Below are 22258 nucleotides of genomic sequence, written 5' to 3'. Positions count from 1 at the left end.
GCCGGACAGGGCGGGTGCGGTGGGGGAGTCGGTCAGGGGCTTCCAGGTGATCTGGTAGCGCCAGGAGTCCAGGGTGGAGCGTTCCCGGTGACGCTTGCGCCATGCGGACAGCGCGGGCAGCGCGGATTCCAGACCGGCCAGTTCCTCCAGGTCCTCACGCTCGACCGCATCCCAGAACACCGAGTCCAGGCCATCACCCACGGCGGCCGACCTGACCGACGGCTCCGGCCAGAACCGCTCACGCTGGAAGGCATACGTCGGCAGCGGAGTCGCGCGGCCGCCCCAACTCGCGAACAGCTCCGCCCAGTCGACCTCGGCCCCGGCGGACCACAGGCGGCTGATCGCGGTGAGCGCGGTGTCGGCTTCGTCGCGGTCCTTGCGCAACAACGGCACGAACGTCGCGTCGCCGGCAGTCTCCTGGGCCATGCCGGACAGCACACCGTCCGGACCCAGCTCCAGGAACCACTCGACACCGAACTCACTGGTGGCAGCGATACCGTCGGCGAAGCGGACCGTCCGGCGGACCTGGTCCAGCCAGTACTCCGGCTCCTGCATGGCGCCGGGCTCGGCCACCGCACCCGTCAGATTCGACACGATCGGGATCCGTGCCGGGCTGAACGTCAGCCCGGACAGGACGGTCGCGAACTCTTCCAGCATCGGTTCCATCAGCGCCGAGTGGAACGCGTGCGACACCGCCAGGACATTGACCCGTCGGCCCCGCGCCGCACACTCGGCCGCGTACCGCTCGATCGACTCGATGTCGCCGGACAGCACCACGGACTGGGGGCCGTTGATGGCGGCGATGTCCAGTCCGGAGTCGGCGGCGTCGGCGACGTCGGCTTCGGTGGCCTGGACGGCGAGCATGCCGCCGCCGGTGGGGAGTGCCTGCATGAGGCGGCCGCGTTCGGCGACCAGCGTGCAGGCGTCGTCCAGGTCGAGGATGCCGGATACGTGGGCTGCGGTGATCTCGCCGAGGGAGTGGCCCAGCAGCACGTCGGGGATCAGGCCCCAGGATTCCACCAGCCGGTAGAGGGCGACTTCGAGGGCGAACAGGGTGGTCTGCGCCCACAGCGTGCCCTCCAGCCCGACACCCCCGGCCAGCACCTCGCGCAGCGGACGCTCCAGCCGCCCATCCAGCCGGGCGCACACCGCGTCGAAGGCTTCGGCGAAGACCGGGAACTGCTCATACAGCCCCAGGCCCATCCCGACACGTTGTGAGCCCTGACCGGTGAAGAGCACCGCCAAACGGCCCTCGGTGGCGACGGCAGAGGCGAGCGTCGCATCCCCGGCCAGCACCGCGCGGTACTCCAGTCCGGCCCGCGTGGTGGCCAGCGACCAGCCGACGTCCACCGCGTTCAGCTCCGGCCGCTGGGCCACGAAGGACCGCAGCCGCTCGATCTGCGCTCGCAGCGCGGGCTCGGACTTCGCCGACACCACCCACGGCACCAAGCCCGGCGCTTGAGCCCGCGCAGTCCTACCCACCGGCTCGGGCTCAAGCGCCTGCTCGATGATGACATGGGCGTTGGTGCCGCTGATCCCGAACGACGACACCGCTGCGCGGCGGGGGCGGTCCACCTGGGGCCACCCTCGGGCCTCGGTGAGCAGTTCCACCGCACCCGCCGACCAGTCCACCTGGGGGGTCGGCTTATCCACGTGCAGCGTCGCCGGGAGCATCCCGTGCCGCAGCGCCATGACCATCTTGATCACACCGGCGACTCCGGCTGCTGCCTGGGCGTGGCCGATGTTGGACTTGATCGAGCCCAGCCACAGCGGTTCGTCGTCCTCGCTGCGGTTCTGGCCGTAGGTGGCCGACAGGGCCTGGGCCTCGATCGGGTCTCCGAGGCGGGTGCCGGTGCCGTGCGCCTCGACCGCGTCGACATCGGCAGTGGTCAGTTGGGCGTTGGCGAGTGCTTGACGGATGACGCGTTGTTGGGAGGGGCCGTTGGGTGCGGTCAGGCCGTTGGAGGCGCCGTCCTGGTTGACGGCGCTGCCCCGGACCACGGCGAGGATGTGGTGTCCGTTGCGCTGGGCGTCTGTGAGGCGTTCGGTCAGCAGCAGGCCGACGCCTTCGGCCCAGCCGGTCCCGTCCGCCGCCGCGGCGAAGGACTTGCAGCGGCCGTCGGCGGCTAGTCCGTCTTGCCGGTCGAACTCGGCGAAGGCGCCCGCAGTGACCATGACCGCTACGCCTCCGGCCAGGGCGAGGTCGCATTCGCCGGTTCGGAGTGCCTGGGCGGCCAGGTGGAGGGCGACCAGGGAGGAGGAGCAGGCGGTGTCGACGGTGACGGCGGGGCCCTCCAGGCCGAAGGCGTAGGCGACGCGGCCGGAGATGACGCTGTTGGAGGTTCCGGTCAGCAGGTGGCCTTCGGCGCCGGTCACTCCGGTGCCGTATCCGGAGGTGGACGCGCCGGCGAATACGCCGATCTGCTGGCTGCGCAGCGAGCGCGGGTCCATTCCGGCTGTCTCGAAGGTCTCCCATGCTGTTTCCAGCAGCAGGCGCTGCTGGGGGTCCATCGCCAGCGCCTCACGCGGACTGATCCCGAACAGCGCGGCGTCGAACTCGTCCGCGTCATGGACGAAGCCACCCAGTTCGGCTGCTTCATCCAGGGTCTCGGCCGGCCAGCCGCGGTCGGCGGGGAACGGTGTGATCCCATCGGCCGCGTCGGCGACCAGGTCCCACAGTTGGTCGGGTGAGGTGATTCCGCCGGGGTAGCGGCAGGCCATGCCCACGATCGCGATCGGCTCGTCCGACGCCCCGCCCGTGGCACGCACCGGTGTGGCGGAGTCCTGCGGGAGGTCCCCGACCAGCTCCGCCAGCAGGTAGTCGGTCAGGACGGCAGGGCTGGGGTAGTCGAACACCAGCGTGGCGGGCAGCGACAATCCGGTACTGGTAGCGAGACGGGTAGCCAGGAGGTTGCGCAGTTCGACCGCCATCAGGGAGTCGAACCCGAGGTCGCGGAAGGCCCGGCCGGGTTCGATCGCCTCCGCGTTCGTGTGTCCGAGGACCTGGGCGGCCTGCGTACGTACCAGGTCCAGCAGCGTCTGGCGTCGCTCGGCGCTCGTGGCGCCGGACAGCTCCTGCCGCAGTCCCGATCCCGCATCGGCAGTGCTGGGGACGGCCTCCAGCGCGTCCGTCGCTTCCGGGAGGTCCCAGAGCAGGGGGCTGGGGCGGACCGAAGCGAAGGCCGGAGTGAATACCGACCAGTCCACGTCGGCGACCGTGACACAGGGCTCGCGGGAGTCTATTGCTGCGGCCAGGGCCTGGGTGGCCAGGTTCGGGTCCATGGGCGAGAGTCCGCGTCGGCGCAGGGCCTGCTCCGCCTCGTCCCGGGCCGCCATTCCGGCCCCGGTCCACGGGCCCCAGGCCACGGAGGTGCCGGGGAGTCCGTGGTCGTGGCGGTGCTGGACCCACGCGTCCAGGAAGGCGTTCCCGGCCGCGTACGCGCCCTGGCTGCCGCTGCCCCAGGTCGCGGCGATCGAGGAGAACACCACGAACAGATCCAGTGGCAGGTCCCGGGTGAGCTCGTCCAGCAGCACCGTCCCCTCGACCTTGGCGCGCACCACCCCCGCGAACGCCTCAGCCGTGGTCTGCTCCAGCCCTTCCGGTTCATCCATCCCGGCGGTGTGGACGATGCCGGTCAGTGGCCACTGCTCCGGCATACCGTCGATCACCCTGGCCAGGGCGTCCCGGTCGGTGACGTCGCACGCGGTGACCGTCACCTGCGCGCCGAGGTCGGTCAGCCCTTCGATCAGGCCGTCGGGAGTTGTTCCGCTGCGGCTGGTGAGGACGAGGTGTGGTGCGCCTCGTCCGGCGAGCCAGCGGGCGGTGTGTGTGCCCAGGGCTCCGGTGCCGCCGGTGATCAGGACGGTGCCGGTGGGCTGCCAGCCGGTACCGGTGACGGCTGCGGGCAGTGCGCGGGCCAGGCGGCGGCCGTAGATCCCGGCTCCGCGCACCGCGACCTGGTCCTCGCCGCCGTCGGCCAGCACGCCCGCAAGCCGGGTTCCGGCTCGGGTGTCCAGGTGGGTGGGGAGGTCGATGAGGCCGCCCCAGCGCTGCGGGAGCTCCAGCGCCGCGACCCGGCCCAGGCCCCATACCGTGGCCTGGTCGGGGTGCTCCAGCCGGTCCGAGCGGCCCACCGTGACCGCGCCCCGTGTGAGGACCCACAGCGGTGCCGGGACCTCACCCAGTGCCTGCACCGCGGCCAGCGTGTCCGCCCAGCCGGACGCGAGTAGCACCACCCCCGCGATGTCGGGCAGTTGTGCGGCCTCCTCGGCCGGAATGTTCACCACCGTCGCACCGGCCGCGGACAGCGCTGCGGAGACGTCTGTCTCCTCCTGTCCGATGACTGCCCAGGTGCCGGACAGGGGAGCCGGAGGCAGGTCGGTGAGGGGCTTCCAGGTGATCTGGTAGCGCCAGGAGTCCAGGGTGGAGCGTTCCCGGTGGCGTCTGCGCCATGCGTTGAGTGCGGGCAGTGCGGATTCCAGACCTGCCAGTTCCTCCAGGTCCTCACGCTCGACCGCGTTCCAGAAGGCCGAGTCGGCCCCGTCACCCACGGCTGGGCTCACCCAGGGTTCCGGCCAGTACCGCTGGCGTTGGAAGGCGTAGGTGGGCAGGTCGACCGTGCGGCCGCCCCAGTCGGTGAACAGCTTCGCCCAGTCGACGCCGGCGCCCACCGTCCACAGGTGGCTGATCGCGGTCAGGGCGGTGTCGGTCTCGTCGCGGTCCTTGCGGAGGGCTGAGGTGAAGACCGTGTCGGGGGCGGTTTCCTGGGCCATGCCGGACAGGACACCGTCCGGGCCCAGTTCCAGGCAGGCGGTCACGCCCATGGTTTGCAGGGCGGTGACGCCGTCGGCGAAGCGGACGGTCCGGCGGATCTGGTCCAGCCAGTACCCGGGCTGCTGCATCAACCCCGGCTCGGCCACCGCACCCGTCAGATTCGACACCACCGGAATCTGTGCCGGGCTGAAGGTCAGACCGGACAGCACAGCGGCGAACTCGTCCAGTATCGGCTCCATCAGCACCGAGTGGAACGCGTGCGACACCGTCAGGACGTTGACCCGCCAGCCTCGCGCCGCACACTCCGCCGCGTAGCTGTTGACGGTGTCGAGGTCGCCGGAGAGCACCACCGAGCGCGGGCCGTTGACCGCCGCCACATCCAGCCCGGAGTCGGCGACCTCAGCTTCCGTCGCCTGCACCGCCAGCATCCCACCACCGGACGGCAACGCCTGCATCAGACGGCCACGCTCCGCGACCAGCGTGCACGCGTCGTCCAGATCAAGAATCCCCGACACATGCGCGGCGCTGATCTCGCCCAGCGAGTGCCCCAGCAGCACATCCGGGACCACGCCCCACGACTCCACCAGCCGGTACAGGGCCACTTCGAGCGCGAACAGTCCCGCTTGTGCCCACAGCGTGTCCTCCAGACCGACACCCTCGGCCAGTACCTCACGCAACGCACGCTCCAACCGCACATCCAACCGCGCGCACACCGCGTCAAACGCCTCGGCGAAGACCGGGAACTGCTCATACAGCCCCAGGCCCATCCCGGCACGCTGCGCACCCTGCCCCGTGAACAGGAACGCCAACCTGCCCTCCCCAGCGACGCCAGTCGCGAGCACATCCCCGTCAGCAAGGACCGCGCGGTGCTCCAGCCCGGCCCGCGCCGTGGCCAGCGACCAGCCCACATCCACCGCGTCCAGCTCCGGCCGCTCCGCCACGAACGACCGCAGCCGCTCGATCTGCCCCCGCAGCGCGGCCTCGGACTTCGCCGACACCACCCACGGCACCCGCGCAGGTGCCGTCGACGACGTGTCGACCGGCTCCGCCTCGGACTCCCGTGCCTGCTCCAGAATCACATGCGCGTTGGTCCCGCTCATTCCGAATGAGGACACCGCAGCCCGGCGCGGACGGTCCACCTCCGGCCATTCGCGCGCCCCGGTCAACAGGTGTACCGCGCCGGCGGACCAGTCCACCTGCGGCGAGGGCTCATCCACGTGGAGTGTCGCGGGCAGTATCCCGTGCCGCAGCGCCATGACCATCTTGATCACACCCGCGACGCCCGCCGCCGCCTGCGTATGGCCGATGTTGGATTTGACCGACCCGAGCCACAGCGGTTCGCCGTCCTCGCCGCGGTCCTGGCCGTAAGTGGCCAGCAGCGCCTGCGCCTCGATCGGGTCACCCAGGCGGGTCCCCGTCCCGTGCGCCTCCACGGCGTCCACATCGGCGGCCGTCAGGCGGGCGCCCGCCAGCGCCTGCCGGATCACCCGCTGCTGCGACGGGCCGTTCGGCGCTGTCAGACCGTTCGACGCGCCGTCCTGATTCACCGCGCTGCCGCGCACGACAGCGAGGATCTGGTGTCCGTTGCGCTGCGCGTCGGACAGGCGCTCCACCAGCAGGACACCGACCCCCTCGGCCCAGCCCGTCCCATCGGCGGCAGCGGCGAAGGACTTGCAGCGTCCGTCGCCCGCCAGGCCCAGGTGCCGTGCGAACTCTGCGAACGCCGTCGGGGTGGCCATCACCGTCGCGCCGCCGACCAGGGCCAGATCGCACTCCCCCCTGCGCAGCGCCTGGGCGGCCAGGTGCAGGGTCACCAGCGACGACGAACACGCCGTGTCCACCGTCACCGCCGGGCCCTCCAGCCCGAACGTGTAGGCGATGCGGCCGGAGAGGACCGAGGCCGAGTTCCCGGTGCCGCGATGGCCTTCGGCATCCTGCTCTCCGCCGGTCAGCATGCCGACGTAGTCCTGGCCGCTCGTGCCGATGAACACACCGGTGCGGCTCCCGTGCGCCGCACGCGGCGCGAGTCCGGCGCGCTCGAACGTCTCCCACGACACTTCGAGAAGCAGCCGCTGCTGGGGGTCCATCGCGAGGGCTTCGCGCGGGGAGATGGCGAACAGGTCGTTGTCGAAGTCCGTGGCGCGGGTCAGGAAGCCGCCCGCCCAGGACGCCGAGCCGGACGTGCCGGACGGGCTGGACGGGCTGGACGGGCCGGACGCGCCGTTCGGGTCGGCGGACGGCCAGCCCCGGTCGGTCGGGAGGTCGGTCACCGCGTCCACGCCGTCGGCGACGAGCTGCCACAGGTCCTCGGGCGAGGCGATCCGGCCCGGGTAGCGGCAGCTCATCGCGACGATGGCGACGGGTTCGTCCTCGGTGGCGGCCGTCGGCGCTTCAGGCTCGTCGCCGGACCGCCACTCGCCCAGCAGTTCGGTGCGCAGATGCGTGGCCAGCGCCTGCGGCGTGGGATGGTCGAAGACCAGCCCGGACGGCAGCCGGAGCCCGGTTTCCGCGCTGAGGTGGTTGCGGAGCTCGACCCCGGTCAGCGAGTCGAAGCCGAGGTTCTTGAACGGGGCGTCCGCCGCGATGCCGGTCTGGTCCCGATAGCCCAGGACGGTGGCGATCCGGCGCCGGACGATGTCCAGCAGGAACCGGTGCTGCTCGGTTTCCGTCCGGGCGGCCAGCGTGCGCACGAGTGGTGACGCGTCGCCCGGACCCGCCGCCGCGGCTGCTTCGAGGAGCGGCCGCGCTTCGGGGATGTCTTCGATGAGCGGGCGGCCGCGAGCGGAGGTGAAGGCCGGTACGAAGGCCGCCCACTCGACGTCGGCCACCGTCACGCAGGTGTCGTCGCCCTGGAGCGCCTGCCCCAGCGCGGCCACCCCCAGCTCCGGGGCCATGGCGCGAAGCCCGCGCCGCCGGAGCAGCGCCGCCATCTCGGGCCCGCCGGCCATGCCGGCACCGGCCCACGCGCCCCACGACACCGCTGTGGCCGTCGCACCCCGGGCCCGCCGGTTGACCGCCAACGCGTCGAGGAAGGCATTCGCCGCGGCGTATGCCGACTGGCTGCCGCTGCCCCACACCCCGGCGATCGAGGAGAAGAGGACGAAGAAGTCCAGCGGTGTGTCCTCCAGTACCTCGTCCAGGCACATCGCGCCGCCGACCTTGGCGGCCACGACTCGTGCGAAGTCCTCCACGCCGGCCGTGTCGAGGGGGGTGACGTCTCCGGCGCCCGCCGCGTGCACGACTCCGGACAGCGCCGACCCGGCCGGAACCTGTTCCAGCGCCCTCCGTACGAACTCCCGGTCGGCGACGTCGCCGGCCAGTACCGACGCCGTCGCGCCCAGCTCCGCCAGCTCGGCGAGCAGTGCGTCGACGCCCGGCGCGTCCGGGCCGCGCCGGGACAGGAGTATCAGGTGCTCGACTCCGGACCGCGCCAGCCAGCGTGCCACCTCGGTCCCGAGTGCGCCCGTACCGCCCGTGACGAGAACGGTTCCGCGGCCGCGCCACTCGCCGGCCGGGCCGCCCGCACCGGGGCCGACGGCGGCACCGGCACGTACCAGGCGTCGGGCGTACACCCCCGGGCCCCGGATCGCCACTTGGTCCTCGGCGTACTCGGCCTTCTCGGTGTTCTCGGCGCCCGACGCCAGCACCGCGACCAGCCGCGCGACCGCGGTACTGTCGACGGTGTCCGGCACGTCGACCAGGCCGCCCCACAGCGCCGGGAGCTCCAGCCCGACCACCCGGCCCAGACCCCACACCTGTGCCTGGGCGGGATGCTCCAGACGGTCCGACCGGCCGACGGAGACCGCACCGGAGGTCACCGTCCACAGCGGTGCCGTGATGTCCAACGTGCTCATGGCCTGCACCAGCGCCGTCGTCAGCGCGACGCCCGCGGGCAGCACCGTTCCGGGCAGAGCGCGGTCGTCGAGGCCGGTGAGCGAGAGGACTCCGCTCAGCCGCGTACCGTCGAGGGCGTCCCGGACGCGGTCGGCGAGTCGGTCGTGGTCGATGTCGTCGTCATCGACGGGAAGCTCGATCGTCTGCGCGCCGGCCGCGCGGATCCCGTCGCTGTAGGCGTCGGCCGGTCCGGTCGTGACGACGAGCCAGGTTCCGTCGAGCGTCGCCTTGGCGGGCAGCCCGCTCAGCGGCTTCCAGACGATCCGGTAGCGCCACGAGTCGAGCGTGGAGTTCTTCTGCCGCTGCCGCCACCACGCCGACAGAGCCGGCAGTGCTGCCTCCAGCCCGGCCAGTTGCTCCAGGTCCTCACGTTCGACGGCGTCCCAGAACGCGGCGTCCACCGTATGGCCGCTGACCGCGTGTGCCGCGTCCTGTGGCCAGTACCGCTCGTGCTGGAAGGCGTAGGTGGGCAGGTCGACCATGCGGCCGCCGCCCCAGTCGGCGAACACCTTCGACCAGTCGACGCCGGCCCCGGCGGACCACAGGCGGCTGATCGCGGCGAGGGCGGTGGCGGTCTCGTCGCGGTCCTTGCGGAGCAGCGGGGCGAACATCGCGTCGGGGGCGGTGTCCTGGGCCATGCCGCACAGGACCCCGTCCGGGCCGAGTTCCAGGTACCGGTCGACTCCGAGCTCGGCCGTGGCCGTGATGCCGTCGGCGAAGCGGACGGTCCGGCGGATCTGGTCCAGCCAGTACTCCGGTTCCTGCATCAACCCCGGCTCGGCGACCGCGCCGGTCAGGTTGGACACGACCGGGATCCGCGCCGGGTGGAACGTCAGCCCGGCCAGGACGGTCGCGAAGTCGCCCAGCATCGGCTCCATCAGGGCTGAGTGGAAGGCGTGCGAGACCGCCAGGATGCTGGTCCGCCAGCCGCGCGCCGCGCACTCGGCCGCGTAGCTGTTGACGGTGTCGAGGTCGCCGGAGAGCACCACCGAGCGGGGGCCGTTGACCGCCGCCACATCCAGCCCGGAATCGGCGACATCCGCCTCGGCCGCCTGCACCGCCAGCATCCCGCCACCAGGCGGAAGCCCCTGCATGAGGCGGCCACGCGCGGTCACCAGCGTGCACGCGTCGTCGAGCGACAGCATTCCGGACACGTGGGCGGCGGTGATCTCGCCCAGGGAGTGGCCCAGGAGTACGTCCGGGACCAGGCCCCAGGATTCGGCGAGGCGGTAGAGGGCGACTTCGAGCGCGAACAGTCCTGCCTGCGCCCACAGGGTGTCCTCCAGGCCGGTGCCGTCGGTCAGCACGGCGCGCAGCGGACGCTCCAGCCGCCCGTCCAGCCGGGCGCACACCGTGTCGAACGCCTCGGCGAACACCGGGAACTGCTCATACAGCCCCAGGCCCATGCCCGTACGCTGCGCGCCCTGCCCTGTGAACAGGAACGCCAGCCGGCCCCCGCCGACCGCACCGGTTGCGAGTACCTCGTCCCCGGCCAGCACCGCACGGTGCTCCAGCCCGGCCCGCGTGGTGGCCAGCGACCAGCCGACGTCCACGGCGTCCAGCTCGGGCCGCTCGGCCACGAACGACCGCAGCCGCTCAACCTGCGCCTCCAGCGCGGCCTCGGACTTCGCCGAGACCACCCAGGGCACCGTCCCCGGCGTGTGGGCCCGCGCAGTCGTGCGCACCGGTTCCGGCTCCGGTGCCTGCTCCAGGATGACGTGCGCGTTGGTGCCGCTGATCCCGAACGAGGACACCCCCGCACGCCGCGGCCCGTCCGCCAGCGGCCATGGCCGCGACCCGGTCAGCAGCTCCACCGCGCCCGCCGACCAGTCCACCTGCGGTGACGGCGCGTCGACGTGCAGGGTCGGGGGCAGCATGCCGTGCCGCATCGCGTGCACCATCTTGATCACCCCCGCGACACCGGCCGCGGACTGGGTGTGGCCGATGTTGGACTTGATCGAGCCCAGCCACAGCGGCCCCCGGTCGCCCCGCTGCTGCCCGTAGGTGGCCAGCAGCGCCTGCGCCTCGATCGGGTCGCCCAGCCGGGTCCCGGTGCCGTGCGCCTCCACGGCGTCCACGTCCGCGGCAGTGAGGCGGGCGTTGGCCAGCGCCTGCCGGATCACCCGCTGCTGGGACGGGCCGTTCGGCGCCGTCAGCCCGTTCGACGCACCGTCCTGGTTGACGGCACTGCCCCGGAGCACGGCCAGCACCCGGTGCCCGTTGCGCTGGGCGTCGGACAGCCGCTCCAGCAGCAGCAGGCCGACGCCCTCGGACCAGCCGGTCCCGTCGGCGGCGGCGGCGAACGACTTGCAGCGGCCGTCAGCGGCCAGGCCCTGCTCGACGCTGAAGGCCCCGAACACGTCCGGGGCTGCGATGACGGTGACGCCGCCGGCGAGAGCCAGCGAGCACTCGCCGGCGCGCAGGGCCTGGCACGCCAGGTGCATGGCGACCAGGGACGAGGAGCAGGCCGTGTCGACCGTGACGGCCGGGCCGACCAGGCCGAACACGTAGGAGACGCGGCCGGACAGGACGCTCGTGGCGCCGCCCGCCATGGCGTACGCCTGCCCGGCGTCGGCCTGCTGAAGGCCGAGACCGTAACCGGAGGGGGCCGCGCCGACGAAGACGCCGGTGCGGCTGCCCTTCAGCCGGGGCGGCTGGACCCCGGCGCGTTCGAATGTCTCCCAGGAGGTCTCCAGCAGCAGCCGCTGCTGCGGGTCCATGGCCAGGGCTTCACGCGGGGAGATGTCGAAGAAGCCGGAGTCGAACCGGCCGACCCCGTCGAGGAATCCGCCGGACGCGGCTTCGTCGGCCGGACCGGGGACCGCGCCGGCGGCGTCGAGGTGCCACCCGCGGTCGGTGGGGAACGGAGTGATGGCGTCCGTACCGGCGGAGACGAGTTCCCACAGGTCTTCGGGCGACTGGACCCCTCCGGGGTACCGGCATGCCATGGACACGATCGCGATGGGCTCGCGCGTCGCTGCGGCGAGTTCGCGGTTCTCCGCCCGCAGCCGTTCAGTCTCCTTCAGAGAAGTACGCAGCGCTTTGACGTAGTCCTCAGTGGAGGCGGCGGCCATCTCAAGCTCCTCGATCTGTCTGTTCATCCGACTCCGCGTCACCGAGGGCGAGCCTGAGCAGGCTCTCGCCGTCCATGGAGTCGATCGAATCCTGGATGTCCGGGCCCGGATCCGGTTCCGGAGCCGGGCCCGTTCCGTCGCCCGGGCGGTCGTCCGCGGCGAGACGCATCAGCGGGGCGATGAGGCCGGCGTCGGCCAGGCGTGACAACGGAATCCTCCGCAGGGCCCGGCGTATGGTCGCTGCGCGCTCCGCGTCGATCTCCTCGTCGATCTCCTCACCGATCTCCTCGCCGCTGTCCGGGAAGATTCCGTCCCGCAGATGACCGGCGACGGCGCGCGCGCTGGGGTAGTCGAACAGCAGCGTCGCGGGCAGGCCCAGGCCGGTCGCCGCGGCCAGCCGGTTGCGCAGTTCGACAGCGGTGAGCGAGTCGAACCCGAGGTCGCGGAACGCCTTGTCGGCGGCCACGGCATCGGGGGACGGGTAGCCCAGCACAGCGGCGGCATGCTCCTGCACGACGCCGACGAGAGCCGCCTCCCGCTCGTCCCGGGCCAGGGCGGCGAGCCGGTCGCGCAGCCGGTCGGTGAGCGCGCCGTCCGGTGCAGCGGCCGTCGCCGTCAGCCGTACGACCTCGGGAATGTCGTGGATCAGCGGGCGTTCCCGGCTGGCGCTGAACGCCGGGAGGAACGCGGCCCAGTCGACGTCGGCGACCGTCACGCACCCGTCGCCGGCGAGCAGCGCCCGGCCCAGCCCGCGTACCGCCGACTCGGGCGCCATCGCCCGCAGCCCGCGGCGCAGCAGGTACTCCGACGCCTCGGCCCCACCAGCCATCCCCTCACCGGCCCACGGGCCCCAGGACACCGATGTCGCCACGGCACCCCGGCCGCGCCGGTTGGCTGCGAGTGCGTCCAGATACGCGTTCGCCGCCGCGTAGGCGCCCTGCCCGCCGCTGCCCCAGACTCCGGCGATGGAGGAGAACATGACGAAGAAGTCCAGGGGCGTGTCCCCCAGCGCCTCGTCCAGCCGGCGTGCGCCGCCGACCTTCGCGGCCATGACCCGCGCGAAGTCCTCCGGGCCCGACGTGGCCAGCGGGGTCGGATCGCCCGCGCCGGCCGCGTGGACCACCCCCGAGAGGGGATACCGGTCGACCACCGACCGCACGAAATCCCGGTCCTCGATATGGCCCGCGAGGACCGACACCACGGCCCCGGCGTTCTCCAGTTCGCTCACGAGACGGTCGGCGCCCGGCGCCGCCGGGCCCCGCCGCGAGACCAGCACCAGCCGCTCGACCCCACAGCGCGCGAGCCACCGTGCCACCTCGCCGCCGAGCCCCCCGGTACCGCCGGTGATCAGCACCGTGCCGCGCCCTCGCCACTCGCCCGCGGGTACGCCGCCGGCGCGGGTCAGCCGCCGGACGAACGTACCGGTCCGCCGCAGCGCCACCTGGTCCTCGACGCCCGAGGCCAGGGTCTCGACGAGGCGATCGGCCGCCGCGTCGTCGCCGACATCGATCAGACCGCCCCACAACCCGGGGAGTTCGAGCCCTGCCACCCGGCCGAGTCCCCACGCCTGCGCCTGGTCGGCATCGACCGGCTCGCCGTCGGTGACGGCGACGCCGCCGGAGGTGAGCCACCAGACCGGTACCTGGACACCGTTCTGCCGCAGCGCCTCGACGGCGGCCAGCATGGTCGTGACCGACGGGGGCGGGAGCGGACCGTCGGGGCCGGTGCCGGATGTCAGCCCGGCGAAGGACAGCACACCGGTGGGCTCGCCGCCCTCGGCCAGCGCCTTCGCCACACGCTCGCCGAGGCCGGGGCCGTCCGCCGGCACCGTGATGACGTGCGCGCCCGCGTCGGCGAGCGCTCGCACGGACCGCGTGGCCACCTCGGGGTGCTTCACCCCGCTCGGGACCAGGGCCAGCCAGGTTCCGCTGAGTGTCGCCGCCGCCGGGACGGATGCCGCGGGTTTCCAGTCCACGGTGTACCGCCAGGAGTCCGCGACGCTGCCCGTGGACGGCTCCGGCCAGTACCGCTGGTGTTGGAAGGCGTAGGTGGGCAGGTCGACCGTCCGGCCGCCCCAGCCCGCGAACACCTTCGACCAGTCGACCCCGACACCCGCCGCCCACAGGCGGCCGACGGCGGCCACAGCGGTGTCGGCCTCGTCCCGGTCCTTGCGGAGCACCGGCGCGAACACCGCGTCGGGGGCCGCCTCCTGGGCCATGCCGGACAGCACACCGTCCGGACCCAGCTCCAGACAGGCCGTCACGCCCATGGCCCCCAGGGCGGTGACGCCGTCGGCGAACCGGACCGTCCGGCGGATCTGCCTCAGCCAGTACGCGGGCTCCTGCATCGACCCCGGCTCGGCCACCGCACCGGTCAGGTTCGACACGATCGGGATCTGTGCCGGGTGGAACGTCAGCCCGGCCAGGACGCTCGCGAACTCCTCCAGCATCGGCTCCATCAGCACCGAGTGGAACGCGTGCGACACCGTCAGGACGTTGACCCGCCGGCCCCGGGCCGCGCACTCGGCCGCGACGCGCTCGACGGCCTCCAGGTCGCCGGAGAGCACCACCGAACCCGGTCCGTTGACGGCGGCGATGTCCAGTCCGGAGTCGGCGACATCAGCCTCCGTCGCCTGCACCGCCAGCATCCCGCCGCCGGACGGGAGCGCCTGCATCAGACGGCCGCGCTCGGCGACCAGCGTGCAGGCGTCGTCCAGATCGAGAATCCCCGACACGTGGGCGGCGGTGATCTCGCCGAGCGAGTGGCCCAGGAGTACGTCCGGGACCAGGCCCCAGGATTCGGCGAGGCGGTAGAGGGCGACTTCGAGCGCGAACAGCGCGGTCTGCGCCCACAGCGTGTCCTCCAGGCCGGTGCCGTCGGCCAGCACGGCGCGCAGCGGACGCTCCAGCCGCCCATCCAGCCGGGCGCACACCGCGTCGAACGCCTCGGCGAACACCGGGAACTGCTCATACAGCCCCAGGCCCATGCCCGCGCGCTGCGCGCCCTGCCCCGTGAACAGGAACGCCAGCCGGCCCCCGCCGACCGCACCGGTTGCGAGCACCTCGTCCCCGGCCAGCACCGCACGGTGCTCCAGCCCGGCCCGCGTCGTCGCCAGCGACCAGCCGACGTCCACCGCGTCCAGCCCCGGGCGCTCGGCCACGAACGACCGCAGCCGCTCAACCTGCGCCCGCAGCGCTGCCTCGGACTTCGCCGACACCACCCATGGCACCCGCACAGGCGCCGTCGACGACGAGTCGGCCGACGACGTGCCGGCCGGCTCCGTGTCGGCCGGCTCCGCCTCGGGCGGCTGCTCGATGATCACATGCGCGTTGGTCCCGCTGATCCCGAACGACGACACCGCCGCACGCCGCGGCCGGTCCGCGTCCCTACGCGGCCATGGACGCGCCTCGGTCAGCAGTGCCACTTCGCCCGCCGACCAGTCCACCTGCGGCGTCGGCTCGTCCACGTGCAGCGTCGCGGGCAGCATCCCGTGCCGCAGCGCCATGACCATTTTGATCACACCCGCGACGCCCGCGGCTGCCTGGGTGTGGGCGAGGTTCGACTTGATCGAGCCCAGCCACAGCGGCCCCCGGTCGCCCCGCTGCTGCCCGTAGGTGGCCAGCAGCGCCTGCGCCTCGATCGGGTCGCCCAGCCGGGTCCCGGTGCCGTGCGCCTCCACGGCGTCCACGTCCGCCGGCGTCAGCCGGGCGCTCTCCAGCGCCTGCCGGATCACCCGCTGCTGCGACGGGCCGTTCGGCGCCGTCGGGCCGCTGGAAGCGCCGTCCTGGTTCACCGCGCTGCCCCGTACCACGGCCAGGATCCGATGGCCGTTGCGCCGCGCGTCCGACAGCCGCTCCACGAGCAGCATGCCGACGCCCTCGGACCAGCCCATCCCGTCGGCGGCGGCGGCGAACGACTTGCAGCGTCCGTCCGGGGCGAGGCCCTGCGCCACGCTGAAAGCGCCGAACACCTCCGGCGTGGCCATGACGGTGACGCCGCCGGCGAGCGACAGGTCGCATTCGCCGGCCCGCAGCGCCTGGCAGGCCAGATGCAGCGCCACCAGAGACGAGGAGCAGGCGGTGTCGACGGTGACCGCGGGGCCTTCCAGGCCGAAGGAGTAGGCGACGCGTCCCGAGGCGGCACTGCCCGCGGTGCCGGTGGCCAGGTACGCCTCGCTGCCTTCCGGCACTTCGGCCGCGCCGACCAGGTAGTCGTGGTACATCTGGCCGACATAGACGCCGGTGCGGCTGCCGTGCAGGGTTCCGGGGTCGACACCGGCGGACTCCATCGCCTCCCAGGAGGTCTCCAGCAGGTGGCGCTGCTGGGGGTCCATCACCAGGGCCTCACGCGGGGATATGCCGAAGAACTCCGCGTCGAACCGGCCGGCGTCGTGCAGGAAACCGGCCTGCCGGGGGCGGTCGGCGGCCAGCCGGCCGAGGTCCCAGCCGCGGTCGGCCGGGAAGAGGGAGATGCCGTCGCCGCGCCCGTCGAGGAGCCGCCACAGATCGTCAGGGGAGTCGACCCCGCCGGGGTACCGGCAGGCCATGCCGATGATCGCGACGGGCTCGCGCGTGCGCTCGTCCAGTTCCCTGAGGTCCTGGCGGGCGTCGCGCAGGTCGATCGTCGCCTGCCGCAGATAGCGCAGCAGCTCTTCCTCGTTCGCCATTTCGTGCTCCCGGTGGCTCAGTGCGAATCGTCGAGGATCTGGAAGAGCTCCTCCGCGGTGGCCGTCTCCAGGCCGGCGGCGCCGTCGGCCTGGAGACGGCTGTCGCTCCACCAGGCGACCAGCTCCCGCAGTCGGCTGCCGACCTTGGCCCGGTCGGCGTCGTCGGCGTCCACGGCGGCCAGGACGTCCTCCAGCCGGCTGAGCTCCTCCAGCGCCCGCGCGGACGCGGCCACCGGCTCCGGAACCAGTTCGCCGTGCAGATACCGGGCCAGGTCAGTCGGGCTGGTGTGGTCGAACACCATGGTGGCCGGCAGGTCCAGGCCGGTCAGGTCGGCGAGCCGGTCGCGCAGTTCGAGGCCGATGAGGGAGTCGACGCCGAGTTCGAGGAAACCCCGGTCCGTGCGGACCGTGTCGGCGTCGGTGTGGTCGAGCACGGTGGCGAGCTGGGCGCGGACGAGGTCGAGGATCGTCTCGTGCCGCCGGCTTTCGGTGAGGTCGGCGAGCCGGCGGCGCAGATCCGCTCCGCTGTCGTCGGCGGTGACGGGCGCATGGCGGCCGGGCCGGCCGGGACCGACGAGGTCGCGCAGCAGCGGGGGCACGGCATCGGGCCGGGTGCGCAGCGCGCCGATGTCGAGGAGCATCGGGACGACGGAGGCGGTGCCGGTGCCGAGCGCGGCGTCGAACAGCGCCATGCCGTCCGCTGTGGACATCGGCGTCAGCCCGAGCCGCTTGACGCGCCGGACGTCGGCGTCGGTGAGCCGGCTGGTCATGCCGCTCGCCTCGGCCCAGGGGCCCCACGCCAGGGAGACCGCTGCGAGGCCGTCGGCCCGGCGGCGGCGGGCCAGGGCGTCGAGGAACGCGTTCGCGGCGGCGTAGTTCGCCTGTCCGGCGGCGCCGAACGTCGCCGAGGCCGAGGAGAAGAGCACGAACGAGGACAGCTTCAGGTCCCGGGTCAGCTCGTGCAGGTGCACGGCGCCGCGCACCTTGGCGTGCAGCACCCGGTCGAGCCGGCCTTCGTCGAGGCGGACGACGGTGCCGTCGTCGAGCTCGCCCGCGGCGTGCACGACGGAGCGCAGGGGCTGGTCGGCTGGAATGGCCTGCAGGAGGCGCGCGACCTCGTCCCGTTCGCCGATGTCGCAGGCCAGGACGGCGGCCTCGCAGCCCAGTTCGGCGAGGTCGGCGACGAGGTCCGCAGCTCCGGGCGACTGCGGGCCGCGCCTGCTGGTCAGCACGAGCCGGCGGACGCCGTGGACGGCGGCGAGGTGCCGGGCGAGCGCCGCGCCCAGGGTGCCGGTACCGCCGGTGATCAGGGTCGTGCCCGCGGTGCCGTCGGTGCCGGCGGAGAACCCCTGCGGCTGCCCGGCCCGCACCAGGCGGGGCGCACGCAACCGGCCGGAGCGCACCGCCACCTGCGGCTCCGGACCGCTCAGCGCCTCGGCGAGCAGGGCCGGGGAGAGGGGATGGCCGTCGATGTCGACCAGGACGAACCGGCCGGGGTGCTCGGCCTGCGCGGAGCGGACCAGGCCCCAGGCCGCGGCCGCGGGGAGGTCGGTGAGCTCCTCGTCCCCGTCGACCGCCACGGCGCCCCGGGTGACGATCGCGAGGCGGGCGTGAGCGCGGCGCTCGTCGGCGAGCCAGGTTTGCACGAGCCGAAGCGCGTCGTGCAGCACGCCGGCCGGGTCGGCGGAGCGGTCCGCGGCGGCCAGCGGCGCGAGGACGACGGGCGTCCCGGTACCCTCGCCGCCCTCGGCGGCGCCGTCGACGCCGTTGTCCGCGTACGGGCCCACGTGCGCCCCGGCCGCCCGGAGCTGTGCGCCCAGCCCCAGCGGGTCGGGTCCGAGCAGGGACCAGGAGGAGGGCGGCTCGGGGCTCTGCGGGCCGTCCGGAACCTCGGCCCAGCCGACCTGGAACAGGGCGTTGCGCGAAGGGCTGCGCGCCGCACCGAAGTTCTCGGGCACGGGCCGGGCGACGATCGCGTCCACCGCGGCGACCGGGGCGCCGGTGGCGTCGGCTACGGTCACGCTGACGCCGTCCGCCCGGTCCATCGCCAGCCGGACCCGCAGGGCGCCCGCACCGTGCCGGAACAGCCGCACACCGCGCCAGGAGAAGGGCAGTTCGGCGCGGGCCGCCTCGGTCTCCTCCCGCAGCGAGCGCAGCAGCCCGATGCCGTGCAGCGCCGCGTCCAGGAGCGCCGGGTGGACGGCGAAGCGGGCCGCGTCCGGGTCGTCCGGGGCGAGGGCGACCTCGGCGTACACCGCTCCGTCCCGGTGCCAGGCGGTGTGCATGGCCTGGAATGCGGGCCCGTAGCTGTAGCCGAGCGCGGCGAGGTCGTCGTAGAACCCCCCGAGGTCGATCTCGGTGGCGCCGGCCGGGGGCCACGGTGCGAGGTCGTCCGGCGCCGGCTCCGGCGGCTGTTGGGGCGGCGCCGGCGCGAGTGTGGCGGTGGCGTGCAGCGTCCACTCGTCCGCGCCGTCGTCGTGGTCCTGCGCGTCGTCGGCGGGCCGGGAGTGGATCTCCACGGACCGCCGTCCGGTGCCGTCCGGCTGCTGGACGACGGCCTGGATGCGGACGGCGTCGTCGCCGGTGAGGATCAGCGGCGCGCCCAGGGTGACTTCCTCGACGTATGCGCAGCCGACCCGGTCGCCGGCCGCGGCGGCGAGCTCGACGAAGGCGGTGCCGGGCAGCAGGGTGGTGCCGAGGACGGTGTGGTCGGCGAGCCACGGGTGGGTCCGCGTCGACATCCGGCCGGTCAGCAGGAGGACCCCGGTGCCGGCGACCGGTGCCGCGGCGGTGAGGATCGGGTGCGCTGTGCCGTCCAGGCCCGCTTCGGCGGGGTCCGCGCCGGACGCCGCAGGGGACGGGGTGATCCAGTACCGCTCGCTCTGGAAGGGGTAGGTCGGCAGGTCGACGGAGCGCGCGCCGCGGCCGCCCAGCACCGTGCGCCAGTCGACGGGAACGCCGGAGACGTGTGCCTCGGCCGCGGAGGCGAGCATGCGGTCCAGGCCGCCCTCCCCGCGGCGCAACGACGGGACCGGGAGCGGCAGCGCGCTGCCTTCGCCGTCGAGGCTGCCGAGGGTGTCGAGGGTCTCGCGGACGCCTTCGGTGAGGACCGGGTGCGGGCTGATCTCGATGAAGTGCCGGTACCCCTGCTCGGCGAGGCTGCGCACGGCGGGCTCGAACGCGACGCACTGGCGCAGGTTCTCGGACCAGTAGGCGCCGTCCAGGTCGGTGGTCTCGGCCCAGCGGCCGGTCACGCCGGAGAGGAACGGGACGGTGCCGGCCCGCGGCTCGATGCCCGCCAGGGCCTCGCGCAGCCGCCCGGCCAGCTCCTCGACACGGTGCGGGTGCACTGCCCGGCCGGGGATCTGAGCGGCCGTGAGGTCCGCCGAGAGCGTGCCGCCGCGGCCGGCGACGTCCGAGAGGAGCTCGCCCCGCACGGCGAGCACCCGGGCGGCGTCGTTCAGGGACAGGGCCCCGGCGACGTACGCGGCGGCGACCTCGCCCTGCGAGTGGCCCAGCACGGCGTCCGGTTCGACGCCCCAGGAGCGCCACATCGCGGCCAGCGAGACCATCATCGTGAACAGCGCGATCTGGACGACGTCGTCGCGCTCCAGCGGCGCCGCGCCCTCCGCGCCGCGCAGGACGTCGAGCACCGACCAGTCGGTGTGCCGGGCGAACGCTTCGTCGCAGGCGGCGGCCGTCTCGGCGAAGACGGCATCGGCGGCGAGCAGCGGGCCGCCCATGCCGGCCCACTGCGATCCCTGGCCGGGAAAGACGAAAGCGGTGCGGCCGTCGGCGGCCCGGCCGCGCACGACACCGGCGTGCGGTTCGCCGGCGGCCAGCGCCGCCAGCGCGCCGCGGTCCCCGGCGAGCACGGCGGCACGGTGCTCGAAGGCGGTCCGGGTGGCGGCCAGCGACCAGGCGACGTCGACCGGTTCGGGACCGGGCCGGTGCTCCAGGTGGCCGCTGAGCCGCCCGGCCTGCTCCCGCAGCGCCCGCTCGGTGCGCCCGGACAGCAGCCACGGCAGCGCGGTCGCGGTCCGCGCGCCGTCGGTGGTGTCGCGCGTGGCCGCCTCGGGTGCCTGTTCGATGATGGCGTGGGCGTTGGTTCCGGAGCCGCCGAACGAGGAGACACCGGCCCGCCTGATCCGGCCGGTGTCCGGCCAGGGCCGGGTCTCGGTCAGCAGCGAGAGGGCGCCCGAGGACCAGTCCACGTGCGGGGTCGGCGCGTCCACGTGCAGGGTGGGCGGCAGGGCTCCGTGCCGCAGCGCCATCACGGCCTTGATGACCCCGGCGATGCCGGAGGCACTCTGCGTGTGGCCGATGTTCGACTTGACCGAGCCGAACCACAGCGGGTTCTCGGCCGGCCGGCCGCTCCCGTAGACGGCCTGCAGCGCCTGGGCCTCGATGGGGTCGCCGAGCGTGGTGCCGGTGCCGTGTGCCTCCACGAAGTCGACATCGCGGGCGTCCACCCGGGCGTTGGTCAGGGCCGCGGTGATGACGCGGCGCTGCGAGGGGCCGTTGGGCGCGGTCAGGCCGTTGCTCGCGCCGTCCTGGTTGACCGCGGAACCGGCGACGACGGCCAGCACCGGGCGGCCCTCGGCCAGCGCTTCGCTGAGCCGCTGCAGCACCACGACGCCGACGCCCTCGCCCCAGCCGGTGCCGTCGGCCGCGGCGGCGAACGGCTTGCAGCGGCCGTCGGGTGCCAGGCCGCGCTGGCGGCTGAACTCGGTGAACGACATCGGCGTGGGCAGCACCGTGACGCCGCCGGCCAGAGCCAGTCCGCAGTCCTGCTGCCGGAGCGCCTGGCAGGCCAGGTGCAGCGCGACCATCGAGGAGGAGCAGGCGGTGTCGACGGTGACCGCCGGCCCCTCCAGACCCAGGCTGTAGGACAGGCGTCCGGACACGGCGGCCGTTCCCGTTCCGGCGAGGAAGAACCCCTCGGTGGCGCTGGAGGAGTCGACCCCGCCCAGCCCGTAGCCCTGGAACGAGGTGCCGACGAACACCCCGGTGCGGTGGCCGAGCAGCCCCGACGGGTCGATGTGCCCGCGTTCCAGCGCCTCCCAGGCGGTCTCCAGCAGGACGCGCTGCTGCGGGTCCATCGAGGCCGCCTCGCGGGGGCTGATGCCGAAGAACTCGGCGTCGAAGTCGCCGGCCGAGTCGAGGAAGCCGCCCTCCCGGACATACGAGCTGCCGGCGCGCTGCGCGTCCGGGTCGTAGAGCGCTTCGAGGTCCCAGCCCCGGTCGGCGGGGAACGGGGTGATCGCGTCGCGGCCGTTCAGCACCAGGTCCCACAGGTCCTCGGGCGAGCGCACCCCGCCGGGGAAGCGGCAGCCCATGCCGACGATCGCGATGGGTTCGCCGGCGGATCCGGCTCCGGCCGGGCCCGCGGGCGCGGCCTCGGCGGCGGGCGTGGTGGCGGGCCCGGCCTCGGGCGCCGGGTCGCCGAGCAGCTCGCCGGCGAGGAAGTCGGCCAGCGCGTTCGGCGTCGGGTGGTCGAAGGCGATGGTGGTGGGCAGGCGCAGGCCGGTCGCGGCACGCAGCCGGTTGCGGATGTCGAGGGCGGTGAGGGAGTCGAAGCCGAGCTCCCGGAAGGCACGCCCGGGTCCGATGTCCGCCGGGCCGTCGTGGCCCAGCGCGGCGGCGGCCTCGGTGCGCACCAGGGCGAGCAGGAACGGGCGGCGTTCGCCGGAGGGCAGGGCGGCCAGCCGCCTGCCGAGCTCCGGGACGGCGCCGTCGGCGGCTCCGTCGTCGGCGGTGTCGGCGGAGTCGGCCAGCGCGCGTACCACCTGGGGCAGTTCGCCGATGAGCGGGCGGGGGCGGGCTGCGGTGTAGGCGGGCTGTCTCTTA

1 protein-coding gene and 2 pseudogenes are annotated in these 22258 nt (G+C 73.8%); all 3 read right to left on the bottom strand.

All coding sequences use genetic code 11. The annotated features are described in order from the left end of the window. Positions 1-11757, bottom strand: an 11757-nt coding sequence (locus G5C65_RS39105; protein ID WP_478501601.1) for a type I polyketide synthase, incomplete at its 3' end; no start/stop codon positions are given. Further along, a pseudogene (locus G5C65_RS09940) lies at positions 11744-16309 on the bottom strand (type I polyketide synthase); the annotation flags it as partial. The pseudogene G5C65_RS09940 and the gene G5C65_RS39105, both read right to left, overlap by 14 nt. A 116-nt stretch (positions 16310-16425) precedes the next feature. Next, positions 16426-22071 (bottom strand): annotated as a pseudogene (locus G5C65_RS09935) (type I polyketide synthase); the annotation flags it as partial. Between the last annotated feature and the right edge of the window lie 187 nt (positions 22072-22258).

Origin of the sequence: Streptomyces boncukensis (genome assembly GCF_011045075.1) — a bacterium.
Taxonomy (GTDB): domain Bacteria; phylum Actinomycetota; class Actinomycetes; order Streptomycetales; family Streptomycetaceae; genus Streptomyces; species Streptomyces boncukensis.
This window is presented reverse-complemented; position numbering and strand designations above follow the sequence as displayed.